Source organism: Saccharopolyspora sp. NFXS83 (assembly GCF_026241095.1).
Taxonomy (GTDB): Bacteria; Actinomycetota; Actinomycetes; order Mycobacteriales; family Pseudonocardiaceae; genus Saccharopolyspora_C.
In genome coordinates this window covers 162,058-183,064 of sequence record NZ_JAPFGB010000011.1, presented here as the reverse complement: position 1 = coordinate 183,064, position 21,007 = coordinate 162,058, and the positions used below count along the sequence as shown (strand labels likewise).

Below are 21,007 nucleotides of genomic sequence, written 5' to 3'. Positions count from 1 at the left end.
CCTGCCGGGATGTCAGTTGGGCGGTTCGAGCAGGTGGCGCAGTGCACGGTGGGTGCTCACCGCGTCCATCCGAGCGGGCGGGTTGCCCACGTCGCGGATGTGCTCCAGGAGTCGCTCATCGGGAGCGAGCCCGTGCTGCTCCAGGTAGTAGGCGATGGCGTCCGGCCACAGCCAGGTCCCGTCGCCGCGGTAGCTGGTGGGCACGACCCCGCCGCGCTCGGGCTCGACGACGTCGTCCAGCACCGCGCCGGTGCTCAGCAGGACCTCGCCGGAACGCAGGTACTCCAGGACGTGGTTGAGCTCCGCCTGCTCCAGGATCGGGTGGTTCCGGTCGAATTCGGGGCCGCGCTCCGGGTCGACCCGGTCGAAGACCCGGGCCACCTGCAGCTCGCCGGGTTCGGTCGCCGCCCACGCCAAGGTGCCGCGCCCGCGCGCGGCCCGCTGGTAGGCGGGCACGTCCTCCGGGCCGACGACCTCGATCCGCGGCACGTCGGGGTGGCCGGCCAGCGCGCGGTGCAGCTCACCGCTGAGGCGGGGCTGGTCGCCGGAGTCGTCGACGGTCACCACGTGGACGGGGAGCCGCTGCCCCTCGCCGCGGAAGGGTTTGCGCCACGCGATCCAGAGGCCGAGGGCGGCGGGGTTCCGGGACAGCACCGCGATCAGCGCGGCGGTCGTCTCGGCGGTCCGCTCCGGCATGTCGTCCCCGTCGAACAGCCACACCGAGGGCGGTGCCTCGTCGGCGATGGGGATGCCGGTGAACACGGCGGAGGCACCGTCGTCGACGAGCTCGCTGAGCAGTCCGGCTTGCGCGATGGTCACCGAGACCTTGTCCTGCGCGAGCCGTTCGCAGATCGAACCGGCGACCTCTCCGACCGCGCCGTTGGCCAGCTTCTCCCTCGCCGAGGCGAGGAAGTCGTCCGGCACCCGTCCCGCCACGTGCAGCAGCAGCTCGTGCATTCGATCGGCAGTGGACACCGCACACCTCCCTCTCCTGTGGAAGAGGATCCCACGACGCGTTCGCGGCTCAGGTACGACCCGGTGCCGGGGCTCCGGGCGTCGGCCAAACCCTCACGAACCGCTCGGCGCCCGGCCGCCCGCGACCTGCTCGTTCCGGCGATCCCCGGCCCCGGTGATCCCGGAACCGCCCGGGTCCTCGGCGGCCGGGCTCCGTTCCTGGGCGAGGGCGTGGCGGAATTCGTCCGCGCCGAGCCGGACCGACGCCTCGGCGCCCGGGTTGAACAGCAGGTCGACGCCTTCCGCGGGCAGCAGCGCGGCGAGCCGCTCGGCGGTGATCTCCTGCCAGGAGGGGACGTGCAGCCGGTGCGCGTGCGCGAGCGCGGTGACCACCAGCACCGACGGGCACCCGTCCGGGGCGCGGGTCACGATCGCGGAGTCGTCCTCGTCCAGCGCGATGCAGAAGGTCGCGCCGGGCAGGGTCGCGACGAAGTCCTCCGCGGAGGCCTCCCCGCGCGCGGCCAGCCGCAGCTGGGCGTCCAACGGGTCGGTCGGCACGTCCGGGCTCGACGGCCGGTAGGCGTGGTTGGGCGTGAAGCGCTGCGGAACCCCGCCCTCGTCGACGTACCAGGCGCCGACGATGGCCTCCTCCGGCACGGGGTCGCCCGGCTGCTCCGGTTCGTAGTTCGGGTCGATGAGCAGCGCCCAGTGGTCGCCTTCCAAGACTTCGGTCTCGGCGGCGCCGTCCGAGGTGCGCTCCGGAGCGCCGTCCGCGCCGGTGCTCTGCGCGGTGCCTGCCGTGTCCCCCACGACGCGATCCTCTCCCTGGTCCGGCGTGCTCACGACTGGTCCGGCCGCGCGAACGGGGCGGGCGGTGGCGCCTGCCGCGGGGTTTCGGCGACCGCCGCTCTGAGCGCCGCGGCGACGACCCGCATCGACGCCGGTGCGCCCGGGTTCAGCAGCACGTCCACGCCCTCCTCCGGCAGCGAGGCGGCCAGGTCGGCGGCGCTGATCTCCTGCCAGGTGGGGCCTTCCAGCCGTCGCGCGTGCAGCGGCGCGGTCGCCACCAGCACGGCGGGGACTCCGTCCGGGGAGGGGGTCACGATCGCCGCGCCCCGCTCGTCGAGCGCGATGCCGAACATCGCGTCGCGCATCGTCGAGACGACGGCGCTCTCCGGTTGGTCGCCGCGCGCCACCAGTTGCACGGTCGCATCCACCGGGTCGGTCGGCGAGTCCTCGCGGGACGGCTGGTACGCCGGGTTCGGCTGGAACGGCCCGACGCCGCCGTCGGGTTCCAGCAGCCAGGCACCGATGACGGCCTCGACCGGAGCGGTCTCGTCCTCGGACTCGGGCCGCCAGGCCGGGTCGAGCAGCAGCACCCACTGGCGGTCTTCGCCGTCCGCGGGTTCGGGCGGGGTGTCGTCTCGCATTGGGGAATTCCCGTCGTTCCGATCGATGGGGCTCTGCCGCCCGGAGCCGCGCCCGGCCCGTCCGCCGCGGTCCTGCGCGGGGGCGGTGTTCCGGACCTCCCGGCGGGGCTCGGCGGGCCCGCTCGGGCCGTGTGCCGTCGCCCCTCCCCTGCGCGGTTCCCACCTTATCCCCCGCCCTCGCGGCCGTCCCCGGGCGAGATCAACCGCAGCGAGCAGTCGCAGCCGACGGGCACGTTCTCGGCGTAGTAGACGTGCTCCCGCTCCAGCACCTCGCCGGATTCCGGGCGGAACGTCCCGGATCCGGCGCAGCTCCGGGGCCGTGTACCGCGTGCCGCCGGTCGCCGTGGCCGCGCGAGCAGTTGACGGCGGCGTCCGCGACCCGCTCCTCCGCCCGTTCCCGCGACCTGCCGTAGTTCTCGGTCAGCGCCATCGGGGTGATCTGATCGCGGGGCGCGGCGAGGACCGCCGCGGTGTCGATCAGATGGGCGGCGTCGGCCTCGTCGACCCCGTACCGCCGCGCCTGGGATGCGGCGGCCTCCGACCGGTCGACCTCCCCTCGGCGCAGGTCGTCGATCAGCGACACGCCGGGCAGGAAGAACGCCTGCTCCCGGTCCCGCGCAGCCGGTCGGTGAAGCCGTCGAAGGTGAGCGGCCCGAGCGCGCTCCGCATCGAGGCCGCGTCCAGCTGCGCGTCCTCTGAGCCGTGGCCGAAGAAGATCCGGTCGCTGACCGCCCGCGCACCGTCGAGCCGGGCGCCCTAGGGTGCGGGTGCCCCCGTCCGCGGAGCCGCCGCGGGCCTGGCGCCGCTCATAGCCCGCCGCGCAACGCCCGCAGCTCGTCGTCGGTGTAGCGGGTGTTCTCGTGCAGCACCTGCGATTCCGCACCGCCGCGCAGCCGGCTGCTCACCCAGCCCTGGTTGTTGTTCACCGACACCGCCAGGACGGTGCTCGCCTTCGAGATCTCCAGGACGTCCCGGGCCGCGATGACCTCGTTGGTGATGGACATCGACCGCAGCTGGTCCACCGCCGAGGACAGCGTCGTGCCGCCCTCCGCGCCCGCACCGCACACGGTGAGCAGGTAGGGGCTGTCCGGGTTGGCCTTGCGCATCTCCCGGAACTCGGGGAACTGCGCGAGGGTGCGGATGTAGTCGGCGCCGCTGACCTTGACCTTGAACTCCTGGCCGTCCCGGTGCACGTACATGCCGATTTGATGTGCGCCGCCGTGCCCGCCGAGCATGTTCGGACCGGCGTTGACGACCTTCCGCCGCCCGGTGGAGGGGTCGGTGATCTCGACTTCGATCGTGGTCCACGGGGAGGCCGCGAGCCGCTTCTTCGGATCGGCGACGTCGAGGGTGGCCCGCTCCCGGTACGGGCCCTTGGCGAACGCCTCCCCCGGCCGGGTGCGCACGACCTGGTGGACCGAGTCGACCTGCTCGGCGAAGATCTTGAACGGGTTGTTCCAGGGTTGCGTCTTGCGGTCCGTGCCGGTCAGGTCGATCGCGGTGGGGCGGGACCCGCTCTCGGCGTCGGTGGTGTACCCGGCCCGGTGGACCTCGTGCGCGTAGAACTCGAACGGGTTGCCGTCCATGTCGACGCCGCGGATCGGCGCGTCGGCGTCCGGGATGTGCGTCGACCCCGGCAGGTACGTCTCGAAGAAGCTGATGTTCTCGACGTTGCCGGTCGAGTACTTGCCGTGCGTCGTCGTCCCGCCGGCCCGCGTCGTGGTGAAACCGGCGTTGTCGGAGGCACCGAGGCGCCCGTCCGCGAGCTGCCCGACCTTGCCGGTGGTGGAGATGATCCCGGCGTCGACCCCCTGGGCGGACAGGCCGTCGAGCACTTGGTCCGCGTCGACGTCGTCGGCGAGCAGGGCGAGGTTCGCACCCTTGGCCAGGAATCCGTTCGCGGCGGGGATCTGGCCGAGCACCGCGCCCAGCGCGTCCCCCCGCAGGAAGGCGTGCCTGCCGCCGATCAACGGCACCCGGTAGCCGCGGTCGGTGTTGGTGGCCTCGGTGTAGAACTTCTCGCCCTTCGGCAGCGCGCTCTCGTGACCGGGACGCAGCTCGTGACCGGCGGCCTGCTCGACGGTCTCGCCGGGCATCGTCGCCACGATCTTGTCGTGGCCGCCGGTCAGCCGGAACTCCGGTTCCAGGTTGAACGAGACGCCTTGCGCGGAACCCTCGCCCATCTGCCGGTAGCCGATCTGGGCGATGGGCAGCGAGATCGGGTTGCCCGACTCGTCCTCCGCCGGCACCCGGAAGTCGGGGTTCAGGTACTCGGAGCTGATGGGGACGGTGCCGCGCTGGTTGTGCGCGTGACCGCTCTCGAGCGGCGGGAACGGCAGGGTCGCGAGCTCGTCGTCGGTGTAGCGGGTGTAGCCGTAGCTCTCGCGGACGATCTCGCCGGACGCGTCGACGTAGCTGGAGACCCAGCCCTTGTTGTTGGAGACGCCGATGGTCCCGCCGTCCAAGATCGTGATCATGGAGATGGTGTCGGCGCCGGTGTAGAAGCGGTTCGGCATCCGGAACCGCTTCGCCGTGTCCATCATCCTGGGCAGCACCTTCGCGCCCTCGGCGCCCGCCTCGCAGATGGTAACGGCGAAGTCGAGCGCGGGGTTCGCTGCGTACATCTCCTGGAAGTCCTTCAACTGCACCAGCATGTGGAGGAAGGCGCTGCCGGGCAGCCACATCTGGATCGACCGATCACCGCGCTTGACGTGCATGGTCATCTCTTCGGCGTTGCCGTGCGAGCTCAGCAGCGCCGGTCCGACCCGAACCCGCTTGTGCTTGCCGGTGTTCAGGTCCGTGATCCGGTGCTCCGCCCGCACCCAAGGCAGCGGGGACAACCGCCGCAGCGGGTCGTTCTCCGGCGTGTAATTGCGGAGTTCGCGAGTGATCTTCGAGGTGATCTGCTCCCCCGGCCGGGTGCGGACGACCCGGCTGAAGCTGTCGAGGCTGGCCGCGATCTGCCCGTCGGTCTTCGCCTCGCTCGACTTCCCGACGAAGGACATCCCGTTGATGCGCCACATCCCGCCGCGGCGCGAGGTGAAGGACTTCGGGTGCACCTCCCGCGGGTAGATCGAGTATTCCTTCCAGTTGTCGTCGGTGACCTTGATGGGCTGGTCGTAGTCCGGGATGTATTCCGCGTACGGCAGGTAGCGCTCGAAGAACCGGATGTTGCGGACGTTGCCCTTGGAGTAGACGAACCGCGCGTCGCGGCTGCTGCCGTAGCTGCTCCAACCCTCGTTGTCCGCGACGCCGAACCTGCCGTCCGCGAGCTGGGTGACTGCGCCGCGGTTGCGCAGCATGTCACCGGTGAACCCGTCCTCGCGGAGCTGGTCCAGCACACCGCTCACCCGGCTGCGCGGCGACGACAGCACGACGACGCTGAGCTTCTCGTCCTCCGCCATCAACGAGCGGAAGGCGTTCAGGCGGCCGATGACCGCGCCGAGCGTTTCCTGGCTGACGAACACCTCCCTGCCGTCCCGGAGCCGCAGCGTGAAGCCGTCGCCGTCGCGCGGGACGTCGACGAAGAACGCGTTCCCGTCGAGCTGGGAGTTGTCCGGGCGGGTGGTGTGCGCCGCGGCAGCCGCGGGGCTCTCACCGGGCAAGGTCTGCACGAAGGTGTCGGACTTGTCGGTCAGCACGTAGTCGTTCCGGCGGCGGAACGAGATGCCGTGCGACCACTCGCCGGTCGACGGCATGATCTGGTAGTCGATCTGGCTGAGCGGGATGCTCAGCTTCTGGACCTTCTGGCGCCGACCTTCGCCGACGAGCACCTCGCCGTAGATCTTGGCGCGCGGGTTGGCGAAGTCGGAGGAGACCGGCACGGTCCCGCCCGGGTTCGCCGGTCGGTCGTAGCCGCTGGACGACGGGGCGTAGTTGCTGCCGGGACCGTAGCCCTGCGGGTAGCCCTGGTAGTAGCTGCCCGCGCCGTAGCCCTGCGGGTAGTCGCGGTCGGCGAACTGCAGCGCGAGGTCGTCGTCGGGACGCGCGGCGGACCGCTCACCGCCGGTGGTCGAACCGCCGTCCTCGCGGCCACCGGCCTCCGGCGCGTCGTGGAAGACGTCGTCGCCGAAATCGGACACCGCGTCGTGGAACTCCTCGTCGCGGGCGGCGGCCGGGTCCTCCCGGCGGTCCGAGCTTTCCTGCTGGTCGCCGCCGTCGTCCCGGCGCTCCCCGTCCCGCTCGTCCGCCGGGCGGCTCCCGCCGTCGTCCTCGGAGTCGGAGGGGTCCCGGCCCCGGTCCGGGCCGGAGCCACCGTCATCGTCGTCGGGGCGTGGCCCGTCCTCGGTGCCCGCGGACGACGATCCGTCGTCCTCCTCCGGCAGCAGGTGCGGCGAGACCGACATCGAGCGGCGCCCGGCCAGCTCGGCGAGCGCCTCGGGGCTCAACTTCGCCGCGGTGTCGTACTTCGGGTCGTGCAGCACGAACACCGGTTCGCCGTTCTGCTCGGCGGCGCGCAGGAACAGCGCGTGCGCCGGGGTGACGATCACGACCCCGAACCGGCCGGCGACCCGCTGCCAGAATTCGCTCCTGCCCTCAGCGGTTGCGAGCGCGTCGCTCAGCTCCACCAGCTTGTCCGCGCTGATGATGTGCGCGTCGTACCCGCCGAACGGTGCGGCGTCCGGCTCGAGGCCGAACTGGGTTCTCACCGCCCCGATGTAGGCCATCCCGTCGACCCCGTACGCGCGGCGGAACGGGCGGTCCAAAGCGCGCGGCAGGGCGAGGGCCGCGCTCAGCGCCCACTTCCCGGGCCAGGTCTGCTTGGTGAGCACCGGCGGCGTTTCGCGCAGCGACGCGCCGGAGAGCTTCTGCATGGTCCGCGCCCACTTCTCGGTCAGCGCGGCCCACTCGGCCCGGCTCCCGCCCTCGCGCACCATCTTCAGGCCCTCGGCGCGGAGTTCGTCGAAGACCGCCTTGGTGCCGTCGACGCGGCTTCGCACCATGTCCTCGTAGCTGCGCCCGGTCAGGTTCTCCCAGCGCGAGCGCTGGCCCGGGCCCACCTTGCCGAGGCCGTTCAGCGTCACGTCCGCGACGCCCCGGCCGACCTGGAGCAACGCGCCCAGGGTGGGGACCGAAGCGCGGATCTCCGAGTTGACCGATGCGCTCACGCAGCTGTTCAGGAACAGCTGCCGCTCGTTCCCGGTGGCGCCGAACCAGGAGTTCAGCAGCGCTTCCGGGTTCGCCAGCAGGGCGTTGAACAGCGGATCGGCCAGGGTCGCCTGCCGCGCGGGCGAGTTCAGCGGGAGCAGGCCCAGCCGCGCCAGCCGCGCGGGCGCTGGCTCGCCCGAGCGGTAGCCGACCTCGGCGAGGTCCTGACCGGCGGTGAGCAGCGGGTCGAGGCCGAAGCGCATGACCTGCTCGGTGTCGCGGAGGAGCTGGTCCAGCCGGTCCGGGGTGATCGGGCGCAGCGCCGCCCGATCGGTCCGGCCAACGCTCGACTCGCTGGTGCGCACCGGGACGGTGGTGGCCGCCAGCAGGGCGTCCGCGACCAAGGAGCGCAGCTCCTGGCGCCGGGCCTCGTCGGGCAGCGCGGCGATCCGCTGCCCCAGCCTGCTCAGCAGCTCGGCGGTGGCGGGGTTGAGCCGGTGGCGCTCCACCGCGCCGGGGTCGCCCATCGAGGTCAGCTCGGCCACCCGCTCCCGCAGCTGCGCCTCGGGCAGAGCGAGCTCGGCGGGCACCACCTGCTCGTACTCGGCGCGGATCTCCTCCTCGGCGGTGCGAGAGGGACCGGCCTCGGTCTCGGCGGGCTCGGTGCGCGCGGGATCGCCGTCGAGGAGGGTGCCCGGCGAGACCTCGCGGGACTCCAGGGCGCCCCGTTCGAGGGCCCGGCCGCGGCTGAACAGGTTCTCGGCGGCGGCATCCAGGGCGGCCTTCACCTGCCCGTCGAACCGGTCCGGCCCGGGCTCATTCGGCGGCATCCAACGCGACGCCGGGTCGGGGTCGGTGTTGAAGACCTGGCCCGACGTCGACTCGGGCTCCGATCCCAGGAGGCGCTCGGTGACGGCGTTCATGTCGGCAGCGAAGTCGGTGCTCGCCTGCGGGACGTCCGGCAGGTCGGCGTGCACCTCCATCGGCGGCTCGCCCGGGGCGAACCGGACCAGCGGCTCGCGGCCCGGGTCGTGGCTCCGGTTGATCGTGTCGAAGACGGTCGCCTCGAAGGTGGCGCGGTGCGGGTTCCAGTAGCGGTGCGCCCCGTGCTGGACGCCCATGTTCCGCGCGATCAGCCCCCGCACCATCTCGTGGTAGCGGCCCTCCGGCAGCATCCGGCCGTCGTCGGCGGAGCGGATGTTGAACACGTCGTGGTCGCCCGCCACCGGCACGTCGCGGGCGGGCGAACCGTCCTCGCCGAAGCCCGAGTTGGTGCGCACCACGCCGTCCTCGACCCAGTACTTCTTCGCTAGGTCCTTCATGGTGGAGAACAGCTCGCGGTACTCGGTGAGGCGCTGCCGCGCGCGGTCCCGCAGCCCGGCGGCGTCCGGGTCCGCGTCGGTCAGGTTCTCCGGCAGCTTCGGGGAGAAGAACCCGACGGCGCCGAGACCGTGCTCGGGCGCGCCGAGGCGGACGTCCAGGCGGTTGATCGTCTTCGCCTTGATCTCCGGTGGCTTCGGGTAGGCGCCCTCCTTGAGCAGCCGCACCGAGTCCGGGTTCGTCGGACGGACGTCGACGACCAGCCCGTGCTGATCGACGAACTCCTGGAACAGGCGCTGGTTCTCCGTGATGATCCCGTACTTCTGCTCGATGACCTCGGGGGTGAGCCCGGGCGTCGGGTGCAAGGGGCGGGACCAGTCATGGCTGATGCTGCGCGACACCGTGGAGCGCGTGCGCTCCCGGGACGGCGGGTCGGCCAGCAGCGCGGGGTCCAGGGTCGGCTCGTCGCCCGACCGGAGCGCGGGGTCCTCCGCGGGGGCGCGCGGAGTCCCGTCCTCGCCGTTGGGCTCGGCATCGCGCGAAGGCGAGACGTCGATGCGCGGGAGGCCGCCCGGTGAGCCGGTGGTCTCGGCGATGACCTGGTCGGCGCCCTCGGTGCGGCTGAGCTGCACGCCCGCGCCGAGTCCGCGGCTGCGGGCCAGGTTGCGCGGCAGTCCCAGCCCCTGGCGCCGCTGCGGCGCGGTGTCGCGGGCGATGCCCTCGACCGCGTCGTCCCGGGCTCCGCCGTCGCCGTCCTCGCCGTCCTGCTCCCGGGCCCCGTCCTGCTCCTGGACCTGCTCGCCGTCCTCGGGGCGCGCGCCTTCCGAGTCCAGGCGGGCGGAGCGGTCCTGCCCGGAGTTCCCGTCGCGCTCGGCCCCGTCCCCGTCGGCGGCGCGCTCCCCGGTGTCCTCGGGGGACTGTTCCGGGGCCTCGCTGCGGCTCTCCGCTGGCGGCTCGGCCGAGCGGTCCCGCGAGGTGCTCGACGGCCCCGGATCGGAGGGGTGCCGCGGGATCGCCGGGTTGTCCAGCAGGCCGTCGCCGAGCGGCGAGCCGCCGAGCAGACCGCGGGTGCGGCGGGTGCCGAGCTCGTTGCCGAGCTCCTTGGCCAGCGCGGTCGCGGCGTCGGGGCCCTTCTGGTGCAGCTCCCGGGCGACGATCGTGGTGACCTCGTCCATCAGCGCGCGCAGCTCGACATCGGCGGGCTTCGGGTTGTCCAGCACCAACGGGACCTGGTGCAGCGGCTGGACGATCCGGCGGGCCTGGATGAACAGGTCCTCGAAGGCCTTCGCGCTCATCTTGCCGAGCGCGTTCTCCGCCTCCTGCGCCTGCTCGCGCACCTTCGCGCGCGGGTCCGGGGCGTCGTCGGAGAGCTCGCTGCGGGTGTCGTCGAGGTCGGTGGCCTCGGTGCGGGCGTCGCTGTCGGCCTCGGACCACAGGTCGGTGGTGTCCGACTCGGCGTCGGAGTCGGTGTCCTCCCGCAGCGCCTCGCCGTCCACATCGGACTCGGGCGTGGTGGCGGGTTCCGGCTCGGGGTCGCGCGGGAACAGGAAGTCGTCCAGCGTGGTGCGCGGCGGCTCGGGCTCCGCCTCCTGCTGGGTCTGCTGCCGCTCCGCCTCCTGCGGCGCGTCCTGCCGCGCGGACTCCCCGGGCTCCGGCGTGGGCGCGGGATCCGGGGTGTCGCGTTTCGGCGACTCCGGCGCGGAGGTCGCCGCGTCCGGAGTGCTGGTGCCGCTCGTCTCGTCGACCTTCACCGCGACCGGCGCCGGAGGCCGCAGCCCCATCGCGATCAGGCCGGCGCGGTCGGTGTGCAGGTACACGCGGTCGCGGGCCTGGCGCGGCTCGCTCCAGCCCTCGGGCGCCCCGGCCCGGTACTCCGGCGTGATCGTCCAGTTCGCCATCGCGCTGACCAGGAAGGTCTCGCCGGCGGAGCGCTGCTCGGACTGGCCGTCCTTGAACTTGTTGTCCGCCGCGGTGGTCCGCTGCCAGGAGTAGCTCGGGCCGGGCAGCGTGGCCTGCGGAGACTGCCGGTAGTTCGCACCGGTCGCGTCCATGGCCTGCCGCGGGTCGGCCAGCGCGTCCAGCGCGACCCGGCCGGTGAACCCGAGGCCCGGGCCCTCCTTGTGCTGCTCCTTGATCGCGATGGTCCGCGAGTCCTTCGTGGTCATCCCGGCCTCGTCGCCGGTCGAGATCACGTGCGCGTCGTCCAGCTCAGCGGTGAGCACCAGGGCTTCCAGCGGGTGCGGGGTGCCCTCGGCGGCGTGGCTGTCGTGGTCGAGCCCGCCGATCCGGTAACCGCCCCCGCCCATCGCCTTCGGCAAGTGCGCGGACAGCGCGCTGGTCGTGGTGCCGGTGAGCACGCCGTGCCGCGTCCAGGTCGCGCGCTCCGGCACCGGCGGCGGCCCGTCGGCGCCCGGGGTGCCGTCGAGCAGGTCCCCCATCACCCGGTGCACGTCGTCGGAGTTCGCGACGACGTGGCTCACCTCGGAGAGCTCGTCGATCCGCTGCGGCTGGTGCTCGCCGACGCCGAGCTCGCCGACCGGGACGCGGGTGCGCACCGCGTCGCGCAGCGTCGGCAGGGTGAGGGTGTTGCCGGTGCTCGCCGGGGCGCCGAGGTCCGCGAGGCCGCCGGTGAGGGTGCTCGGGGTGCGGTTGGCGTGCGCGGTCTTGCGCACCTCCAGCCGCAGGTCGAGGTCGTGGCCGAACGTCGCGAAGTCGCTCTTGGACGAGTAGGTCCGGGTGTTGTCGGTGCTGCTGGTCTCGGTGAGCTTGTCGCTGGACTTGGAGCTGACCGCGACCTGGCCGAGCAGCGCACCACGGCTTTGGGGGCCGTCGCCGCCGGGGCGCACCATCGCCATCGGCTGCGCCTTGCGCTGGTGCCCGGTCTTGCCCGTCTCGGTCACCGAGGAGGTGGTCTTGGTCTCGTGCTTCTCGCTCCACCCGGACTCGATGCCGTCGAACTTCCCGGGGCCCTGCTCGCCCTTCAGCGTCAGCGAGACGTCGATGGTGCCGAGCGGGCCGGGCACCGAGGCGGTCCAGTTCTTGCCGGGCCCGCGCAGGTCCGACAGCAGCGCCCGCAGCCCGCTCGGAGCCACGTCGCGGGCGCTCTGCCGGTAGAGGTCCGCACCGGCGGTGCGCTCGGCGTCGCCGAGCGCCAGCGAGGTGAGGTAGTCGCCGAACTGCCGCAACGCGCTGCGCGGCACGTCCTGCCGCGGCACCGCGGCGAGCACGTCTTTGATTCCGGCCAGCAGCCGCTCGGTCACCTCGGGGCGGACCACGGCGGTGGTGTGGCCGTCGGAGTCGATGCCGGGCGGGGCGTGCACCGCGCCCTCGGCGGGTTCCGGCTTCGGTCCGAGGCCGATCCGGCCGATCTCGGAGGCTGGCACCCACAGCTGCACCGAGCCCTTCTTGTGCGCCTCGAGGTGCACGCCGGGGAGGTCCACCTCGCTGCCGCTGAGCAGCGTGCTGGTGTCGTAGGTGACCAGGTAGGCGGGGCCCTTGTAGGTGGTCGTGGTGGTGCGCTCGAACTCCTGCGCTTCGGAACGGCTCTGCGAACCGGACTCCGCGTCGCCGCCGCTGAGCACCGGCATCGCGGTCCCCGAGTCGCCGGAGCCGGGGGAGCCGACGCGGGCGCGGGCCGTCCAGCCGCCGCCGGTGAAGGTCTCGGTGCCGTGCCCGGTGCTGCCGGTGACCTTGCGCGTGAAGGTCAGCTCGACCTGCTGCGGCGGGCCGTTGAGCCGGGCGTTGCTCAGCGCGGCGTGCAACTTGACGTTGCCGAGGCGCTGCTCGCTGGGCTGCAGCACGCCCTTCTCGTAGCGGTGCACCGACCCCTCGTAGGCGCCGGTGGCCACGGCGTCGAAGTTGACCGCGACCTCTTCCGGCGAGACGAAGGAGTGCACCTGGTGCCCGGCGATGACCTTGTTGTCCCCGAACCCGCCGAACATCTCCCCGGTGATCCGGTGGCCGTTCACCTCGGGCAGGTCGAGCCCGTGCACCACGAAGTGCTCGGGCAGCTCGGCGGGCTCCCAGCCCTCCGGCCGCCGCGGCGCGGCGTGGCTGACCTGCTGGTAGCTCCCGGAGGGGTCGGCCAGGCCGGTGCGCGGAGCCGGGGCGAGGAGGCCGCCCGCGTAGGTCGTGGACCCGCCGCCCTCGACGATCCGCTCGGCGAGGACGCCCTCCGCGCCGAAGACGGTGACCCGGTAGTCGATCAGCTCCGGGTGCGAGACGACGTCGCCGGACTTCCAGCCCTGCCCGCGCCCCAGGCCGCCGGCGGTGGTGAGCGTGGCTTCCTCGGTGCCGACCTTGTCGTTGCGCTGCAGGTTGAGGTCGAGCCCGCCGAGCCGGCCGAGCGACGGTGCCCGCCCGCGCAGTCCGCCCCCGGTGCCCAGGGTGCGGCCGGTCTTGGACGCGGAGCTGTGCTCGACCTTGGTGCTGCCGGTGAGCTCGCTGCCCAGCTCCGCGCCGGGCACGGTCTTCGGGGAGCTCCGCGGCGTCGCCGGGACGAAGGTGCCGTAGCCGGGGGTGGTGCGCGGCACGGTCTCCACCAGCACGCCCACCAGGTCGTCCGGGGTGGCGGTGTTGGCGTGCTGGGCGCGGGTGAGCACGAAGGACGTACCGGGGCCGTTCAGCGCGGCGGAGCGGCTGCTGAACCCGCTCTCGGACACGGCGTCGGCGAGCACGGCCGCGTTCTCGGTCGCGTGCGACTCAGCGTTGCCCTCCTCGGGCGGCAGCACGCCCTCCGGCAGCATCTCGCGCAGCGCAGCCGCGACTCCGTCGACGTTCGGGAAGCGGGTCTCCGCGGCGCCGAGGACGTGCTGCGGCGGGAACGGGTCGCCGCCGGTGAACTCCGGCGCGGTGCCGTCCGGGCGCTCCCCGCGCCAGGCGGTCACCGCCGCGGGCACGTCCACCGAGCCGTCCTCGACGACGCCGTCGTCGAAGCGGATCCGCAGGTCGTAGGTGAGGTCGCCGGTGCCGATGCGCATCGGCCCCTTGCGCTCCCAGGCCAGCTCGGTGCGCAGGTCGTCGCTGCGGGTGACGCCGTGCTCCTCGTGCGAGGTCAGCTTGCCCTGCACCGCGCCGCGCACGTCGATCCGGTTGCCCGCGTCGTCGCCCCAGATGGTCTGGCTGAGCCGGACCCGGCCGCCGAGGTCCACGGGCTGCTCGACCGTGCTCTCCACGGAGTGGCCGTCCTTGCGCCCGGACTTGGTGGCGATCTTGCCTTCGACGCCGTCCGCGACCAGGTGCTCGCGGGCCTCGCCGCGGCGGGCCTTGAGCTCCACGGTGGCGGTGCGGTCGCGGCCGTCGGCGTCGATGGTCGCGAGCTGCTCGACGAGGGTGCCGCCGGAAAGCAGGTCCACGTCGCGGCGGCTCAGCGAGGCGCTGCCGAACAGGCCGCGCAGGGTGCCGCGCAGCGCGGAACCGATCTCGTCGGCCTTGCCCTCCCAGGCCGGGTGCCGGTGCACCAGCTCGCGGGCCTGGTCGAACAGGGCCCGCTCCCCGCGCAGTCGGGTGGAGTCGCCGGGGCGCGGGGCGTCGAACTCAGCGGTGCCCTCGGCGGGCCGCAGGCCGTGCAGCGAGTTCGGGGTGCTGACCGTGACCGCCCCGGATCCGGTGCCGCTGATCCGCACCGGGTCCTGGCCGTTGCGCAGCACGGTCGCGGTGTGCGCCAGGTCGTGCAGGGTGCGGGTCCGCTTGCCGCCCGGCTCCACGGTGGAGCCGTGCTGGACCTCGGAGCTGTCGGTGCTGCTCCAGCTCCGCTGCGGGGCGAGGCCCTTGAGGCTCAGCGCGGTCTGCATCGAGGTGCCGGGCAGGAACGGCAGCGGGATGCTGCCCCGGTAGGCGTAGCCGTCGTCCCGGGCGGACGGCGAGTCCGAGGAGTTCTTGACCTTGCCGAAGCCGCCGGAGGCGTTGTCGACCTTGTTCTCCTTGCCCTTCTTGGCAGGAGCCGTGGTCGGCGGCGCGGGCTCTCCCCCGGTGCTGTCGTCGTCGAGCCTGGCGCGCACGACGACTTCGACGGCGTCGTCGCCGACTCCCGAGGACACGGTGATCCCCTCGCCGTTGAGCGAGGTGAAGCCGTTCTTGAGCTCGGTGTCGGACAGGCCGTGCAGCACTTGCTCGACGCGCTCCGGCGGGACCCCGGCCTGCAACATCGCCTCGCGGGCGTCGGAGCGGATCGCGGTGCCGTCGATCTGCTCGGCGCGCACGACGTTGCGCGGCAACAGCTCCTGGACCTGGTGGGTCCGCTCCAGCAGCGGCGTCGTCTCCGGCGCGGCCGTGGGGTCGGTTCCCAGGTAGCTCGGGCCCTCGCCGGTGCGGACGTCGTCCGGGATGGTGATCGCGAGGTCGCCGAGCGACGGACCGCTCCCGGTGGCTCCGGACGGGCGGTTGCCGTGGGAGCCGCCGACGTCGGAGTCCGAGTCGTTCCCGGAGCCACGGCTGGAGTTGGACTCGGTGTCCGACCCCTGGTCCGAGTGCGTCGCGGAGGCCGCGGCGTCGTGCTCTGCGACCAGGTGGTGCAACTGGTCGAGACTTCCCTGACCGAGCTCCCGCAGCACCACCTGGTCCAGGTCCTGGCCGGTGAGGCGGGTGAATTCGGTGCGCACCGCGTCGAGCCCGGCCGGATTTCCGGTGAGTTCCCGCAGGTCGCTCATCAGCGACATCTCGCGGGTCGGCTGGTAGCGCGGCGGGGGCGTCGTGGTGAGGCCCTTCGGCCGCGGACGGGGAGCCTGGTGCTCCGCCTCGCTCCGGGACAGCAGGTGCTCCACCCGCCGCGCCAGCCGCTCCGGGCCGGGCTGGAGCACGTCCGCGCGCACCCCGAGGTCGAAGCCGATCTGCTCCACCCGCCACGCGTTGCGGGGCAGGAACAGCCGCTCCCGCCCGGTCATCAGGCCGTCGTCGTTGACGTAGGAGTTGTGCGGCAGGTGCGGCTCGCCGGTCTTCGGGTCGATCGGCAGCTTCAGGTCGTCGCGGTTGAAGATCCGCCGATCGTCCTTCGGGTGCGAGCGCAGGTTCCCGGTCTTGCCGTGCAGCAGCGCCGTCAGGTACTTCGGGGGCAGGCCCAGGTGCGCCCCGATCCGGGCGTTGACCAGGTTCGGGCCGTCGGAGACCTCCCACAGGTCGGGGTCGGACTTGCTGGCGCCGTCCGGGTGCAGGTCCTTGCGCAGGTGCGCCTCGGACGGGTGGTCGACGAACTCCACCTCGACGAAGTACCGCGCGTCGCGGTGCATCCGGCTCGGGTGGAAGGCGGCCTGCGCACCGCGGACGGCCTGCTCCCGGAACTCGTTCAGCTCGGCGAGTACCTCGTTCAGCTTCTCCTTCGCCTCGGCGGCCTCCCGGTACCGCAGGTCCGCCATCTCGCGGGACAGCTTCGCGTCGGCTTGGGCGTCGACCACCTCCGGCGGCGGGGTGCCCGAGTCGTCGTCCATCAGGCTGGCTTCGAGCTGTACGGCCTGGTCCTGGTCGAACTGGGCGATGTCCTCCGCTTCCTCCGCCTCGCGCTGGAAGCTGTCGGCCTTGTCCTGGTGCGAGTCGAGCAGCGGGTCGGTGTCCAGGTGGACCTTGACGGTGTAGACCGGCAGCTGCTTGCCGCGGAACTCCCGGGTGCTCACGTCGAACGTCCGAGGCGCCCGGTACTCGTCGGGCAGGCCCCAGAAGTGGCCGATCTCGTGCGCGATGCCGGAACCGTCGTCGTCGACGTTCCAGGCGGTCTGGTCCATCTGCGCCTTCTCGGACAGGACCACGGTGTCGTGCGCCTGCGCCGGGTCGTCGACGAACACCAGCCTGCCGTGGAACTGGTCGCCGTTCGGGAGCCGGAAACCGGTGTTGTGCACCTCGTCGATCCGGCGCAGCGCCCGGTCCTCGAAGTCCTTGATCCGCTTCTGCTCCTCGGCGAGCCGCGCCGCGGACGCGTCCGCCTTCGCGCGGCGCTTGGTCGCGTGGGACTCGGCGGCGTCGGCCTGCGCCCGCGCGGACCGGACCCGGGAGGAGTTCGGTTTCCCGTTGAGCTCCAGCAGCGAGGCGGCGTTGTCCAGTTCGAGCGCCCGCTCCTCGGCTCGCGTAGCGATGCGCGCGTGCCGCTCGGCGAGTTCCCGGTGCGTGCCCAGCAGGGATTCGGCGTCCAGGTGCGCCTTGAAGGTGCGCTCCTGCACGAACCGGCCGGGCTCGACCTCGATGCGCTGCACGTCGTAGCGGATGTCCCCGGTCATCCACTGCCCGTTTAACTTCAGGGTTCGGACGGCGGAGTCCGGGAGGGCCGGGGTGACGGACTTCGGGTCCGGTTTGGAGACGGTGCTGCTCATCTGGAGGTCGAGGGCCGCGGCCTGGACCGTCGCGTCCGGGATCGGCCGCCGCAGGCGCTCCCAGCCCGCGGGCTCCAGCTTGTTCCACAGCGGGTCGAACCAGGAGGCGTGCTCCACCTCGGTGTGGCGCCACGCCTCGTCGGTGATCGGGGGCTCGACGCCGTCGGCCCAGTGCTTGCCGTGGCCCTCGGTCTCCAGGCTGGTGATGAGGACCGTGTTCTCGTCGCTCGGTGCGCTCTTGGCGCCGATCCGCACGCCGAGGCTGCTGAGGGTGTGCCGCTGGGCGGCGCGCACCTCGGCTGCGAGCGCGGTCTCCGCCCGCTCCAGCGCGGCGCCCAGTCGTTCCTGCGACTCGCCGTCGCGCAGCACGACGTCCAGCGCGTCCAGCGCGGCGCGCGACTCCCCCTGCGGGAGCGCGGCGAGGGCGGGCGTCACCGCGTTTCCGAGGTCCGCGAGGGGCAGCGTCGACCCGCGCGCGACCCGGAGCGCTTCCAGCGCGGTGGTCAGCGCGGCGACGGGCCGTTGCGGCTGCAACGCGGCGAGGTGCGCGTCCAGCGAGGTGCGCAACCCGTCGAGGACCTGCTGCGTGCGCTGCGCGCTGGCATCCGGGCCGTGCGCGTCGGTGAACCAGCCGTGCACCCGGATCTCGAAGGGCTTGCGCTCGCCGCGGGCGACCTCCAGCAGCTCCGCGGCCAGCGACTGCGCGGCCTCGTCGCGCAGCTGCACCGCGGCCTCGTCCGGGACCCGGCTCGGGTCGGCGTCGTGGATCTCGCCGATCCACTCCACCATCTCCTCGGGCGGCGCGGACTCGATGGAAGCCATCGGCTGGTCCGCGTCGAGGTCCATCGCGGCGGCCGGAGTGGGGGCGTCGCCGTAGCCCGGGGTGGGCGCGTGGTGCGGCGGGGTGCTCAGTCCGCCGTGCCACGGCACGGTGTCGCCGCCCCAGCCCGGGGTGGCCGCCGCCGGGGTCTCGCCGCCGGTCCAGCCCGGAGTCGGCGCGGTCTCGTAGGGCGACGAGTCGACGTCCATCTCGTCCGGGCTCGCGGCCGGGCGCCTGCGCGAGCCGCGCTCCGGCTCGGTCTCCGGCAGCGCCTCGGTGATCCGGCCCTGGTCGGGGCGAGCCGAGGTCTCGGAGTCGTGCCCGAATTCGGCGAGCGCCCGGCCCAGGTCGGCCTGCCCGCTGGGGTGCGCGCCCTCGTGGTCGTGCTTGGTCCACCCGGCCGGGTCTGGCTGGACGCGCAGAACCCCGTCGGCGCCGACGACCGGGTGCCCGGTCACGATCCTGCCGTCCGGGGTGTGGAAGACCTGGGCGTCGGTGGTGATGATGCCGAAGTCGGTTGCCTCCACCAGGTCCGGCAGCCAGTCGAGCCTGCCGCCGCCGGAGACGGCCAGCACGCCGGGCACGTCCTGCCCGTAGTTGCGGTTGGTGGCCGATTCGATGAACGCGTCCGGCTCCAGCACCCCGCCGTCCCAGAGCGCGATCCGCTGGTCCTGGCGCACCGTGGCGACGAGCAGGTCCACCGTGTCGTACTCGGGCGAGACGTTCCGGGCCTGCGCGACCGCGGAGCGCACCGAGGTGCCGGGCGCCGGGTAGAGCAGGCCGCCCTGCGGGATCCCGACGGTCTGCAGCCGGTGGTCGCGGTCGTTGCTGCCGGTGTTCTCCCACTCGCGGGTGGCGGCGAACAGCTGCACCGCCTGCTCCCGCGCGTCCGGGCTCAGCGGCAGCAGCGCGAACAGGTCCGCCAGCTCGGGCAGTCCGGCCGGGGCGCGGCCCAGCAGCTTCGGCTCGGCCATCAGCGCGTCCAGCGCCCGGTCGATGCTCGAGTCCTTCGCGGCCAGCAACATGGCCGCGCTGAGCTCGGCGTGCGCCTGCGTCTCCCCCGCGTCCAGCGTGCCCGCCCAGAAGCGGAACTCGTGCCGATCGGAGTCCTCACCGGCGATGTGCCGGAAGCTGAGGCCCTCGGCCTTGTCCCGGTTGAGGCCGCCGACCTCGGTGGCGGTGGGCACCCGGGACGGGTCCGCGGGCAGCGGACCCGGGCCGACCATGGTCATCAGGCGCTGCTTGGCGCTGCCCGGGTGGTTGCCCAGGCGGTAGAGCACCGATTCGAAGCCCTTCTGGATGCGGGCCAGTCGCACGTGCTCGGCGGGGGTGAGCTGCTCGGTGAAGCTGACGTTCACGTGCCCGCCGGTGTTCGCGGCGGAACTCTCGTGCCGGTGCAGCAGGTCCATCAGCTCGGCGACATCGCGCCAGGAGTCCGGTTCGGCACCGGGGCGCAGGATCGGCGAGACCAGCTCGAAGCCCTGCACGTGCGCGGTCTCCTCGACCAGCGCCCACTTGCCCTCGTCCCGCGCCCGCACGACCCGCTCGTCCTCCGGGTCGAGCAGCACGCGTTCGGCCTGGTCCTGCGACAGGTAGCCGGTCTGACGCAGCTCCTGGGCCAGGGCGGACAACTGGGCCTGGAACTCCGGGTCGGCGTTGCTGGCGCGCTTGCTGGACCACTGCGCGAGGTAGGCGGCCTCGCTGCCCGCTTCCTGCAGGCCGCGCACCGTGTCCGCGTACTGCATCTCCAGCTCGAAGCCGAACCGCACGTCCGGCCGCGAGCTGGCCCCGCCCGGCACGCCGTCCGGGTGGAAGGTGATCGGGTTCAGGCCCTTCTCGGAGTCCAACCGCGCCCGCTCATGGCCACCACGCAGCTCGTCGGCGGCGGCCTCCCGGATCTGCTGGAGCTGCTGCTCGGCCTGGTCGGCGGCCCCGCGCAGCCCGTGCAGCGGGACGCCGCTGAAGGAGTTCGACCCGGCGGCGCGCACGGTCCGCGCGAACTGCTCCAGCTCGGCGCCGGGGAACCGGTGCGCGGTGGTGTTCAGGTGCCTGCGCATCAGGTCGGCGGCGGTGCGCAACCGCGCGGCCGGGCCCTGGCTCTCGGCCAAGCGCGGTTCCTGGAACTCCGGCGAGTGCGCGGGAACCTCACCGATGTGCTGCCCCAGCACCTCGACGTGGCGGACCCGCAAGTTCGCCTGACCATCGGCGCCGGGAACGCCCATCAAGCTGCCCTCGACGTCGGGCTCGGCGGGCAACCCCAGCATCGAGCCGATCGCGCGCAGCCGGTTCGGGTCGCCGAGCACCCAGCTCGTCTGGTCCGAACGCCCCGCGGCGGACAACGTCACCGAGTGGTGCGGTTCCTCACCCGCACCGGCGCGCAGCACCCGGACCCGGAGCACATCACCGTTCGGCAGCACCACGTTCGGCCGGTTGAACCGCTGATCCACATCGTGCACCAGTCGAGCCCAGTCCGCGTCGGCGGTCGCGCGGGTGACCGCGCCGCTCTGCCTGATGCGCAGCGTGGCCTCACTGATCAGCACGCCATCTGAGGACACCGCCCGGCGGACCTCGAACGCCGACCGCTCCACGACGTCGGTGTCGGGCAGTTCCCGGATCCGGCCGCGCTGCTGCACCGGCGCCGCGTCCAACCGGGCGCGCAGGTCGGGTGAGATGCCGGAGCGCCCGGTGCCGGACTCCAGCAGGCGCGGGTCGAGCTGCTGCCGCGGCGGCGGAGGCGACTGCTGCTCAGCACCGCTCTCCGGCCGGGTGTCGGCCGGGGAGTCGGGCATCTCGACGTCGCCCTGCTCGACAGCGCTCCGCTCGGCACCGCCGTCGAGCATCCGCAGCAGTTCGGGATCCGCGGGCGGCAGGTCGCCGAGCCCGGCGAACGGGTCGCCCGCGGCGAAGGTGCCGTTCGACGCGGCGGTGAAGTCGAGCCCCGGCATCGGGTCGCCCTGCGGCAGGTTCCCGAGCGCGGTGCCGTCCAAGTTCCCCAGGTTCCCCAGATCGCCGAACCCGGTCGCGTCCAGGTTCCCCAGATCACCGAGCCCAGTCGCATCCAGGTTCCCCAGATCACCGAGCCCAGTCGCATCCAGGTTCCC

At 73.1% G+C, this 21,007-nt stretch carries 5 protein-coding genes; all 5 read right to left on the bottom strand.

All coding sequences use genetic code 11. The annotated features are described in order from the left end of the window. Window positions 1–12: 12 nt before the first annotated feature. On the bottom strand, window positions 13–975 hold the full coding sequence (locus OOZ19_RS14795) for a hypothetical protein (protein ID WP_266090678.1): 963 nt from the start codon (window positions 973–975) through the stop codon (window positions 13–15). 93 nt (window positions 976–1,068) lie between these two features. Then, complete coding sequence (locus OOZ19_RS14790) at window positions 1,069–1,764, bottom strand: type VII secretion system-associated protein (protein ID WP_266090677.1); 696 nt, start codon at window positions 1,762–1,764, stop codon at window positions 1,069–1,071. Window positions 1,765–1,793: 29 nt separating this feature from the next. Continuing rightward, window positions 1,794–2,384: a type VII secretion system-associated protein gene (locus OOZ19_RS14785; protein ID WP_266090676.1), complete on the bottom strand. Its 591-nt coding sequence runs from the start codon at window positions 2,382–2,384 to the stop codon at window positions 1,794–1,796. A gap of 199 nt (window positions 2,385–2,583) precedes the next feature. Beyond that, window positions 2,584–2,967, bottom strand: coding sequence for a hypothetical protein (locus tag OOZ19_RS14780; protein ID WP_266090675.1), 384 nt, complete (start codon window positions 2,965–2,967; stop codon window positions 2,584–2,586). Between the two features lie 223 nt (window positions 2,968–3,190). Continuing rightward, window positions 3,191–20,893, bottom strand: a complete 17,703-nt coding sequence (locus OOZ19_RS14775) for a hypothetical protein (RefSeq protein ID WP_266090674.1) — start codon at window positions 20,891–20,893, stop codon at window positions 3,191–3,193. Between the last annotated feature and the right edge of the window lie 114 nt (window positions 20,894–21,007).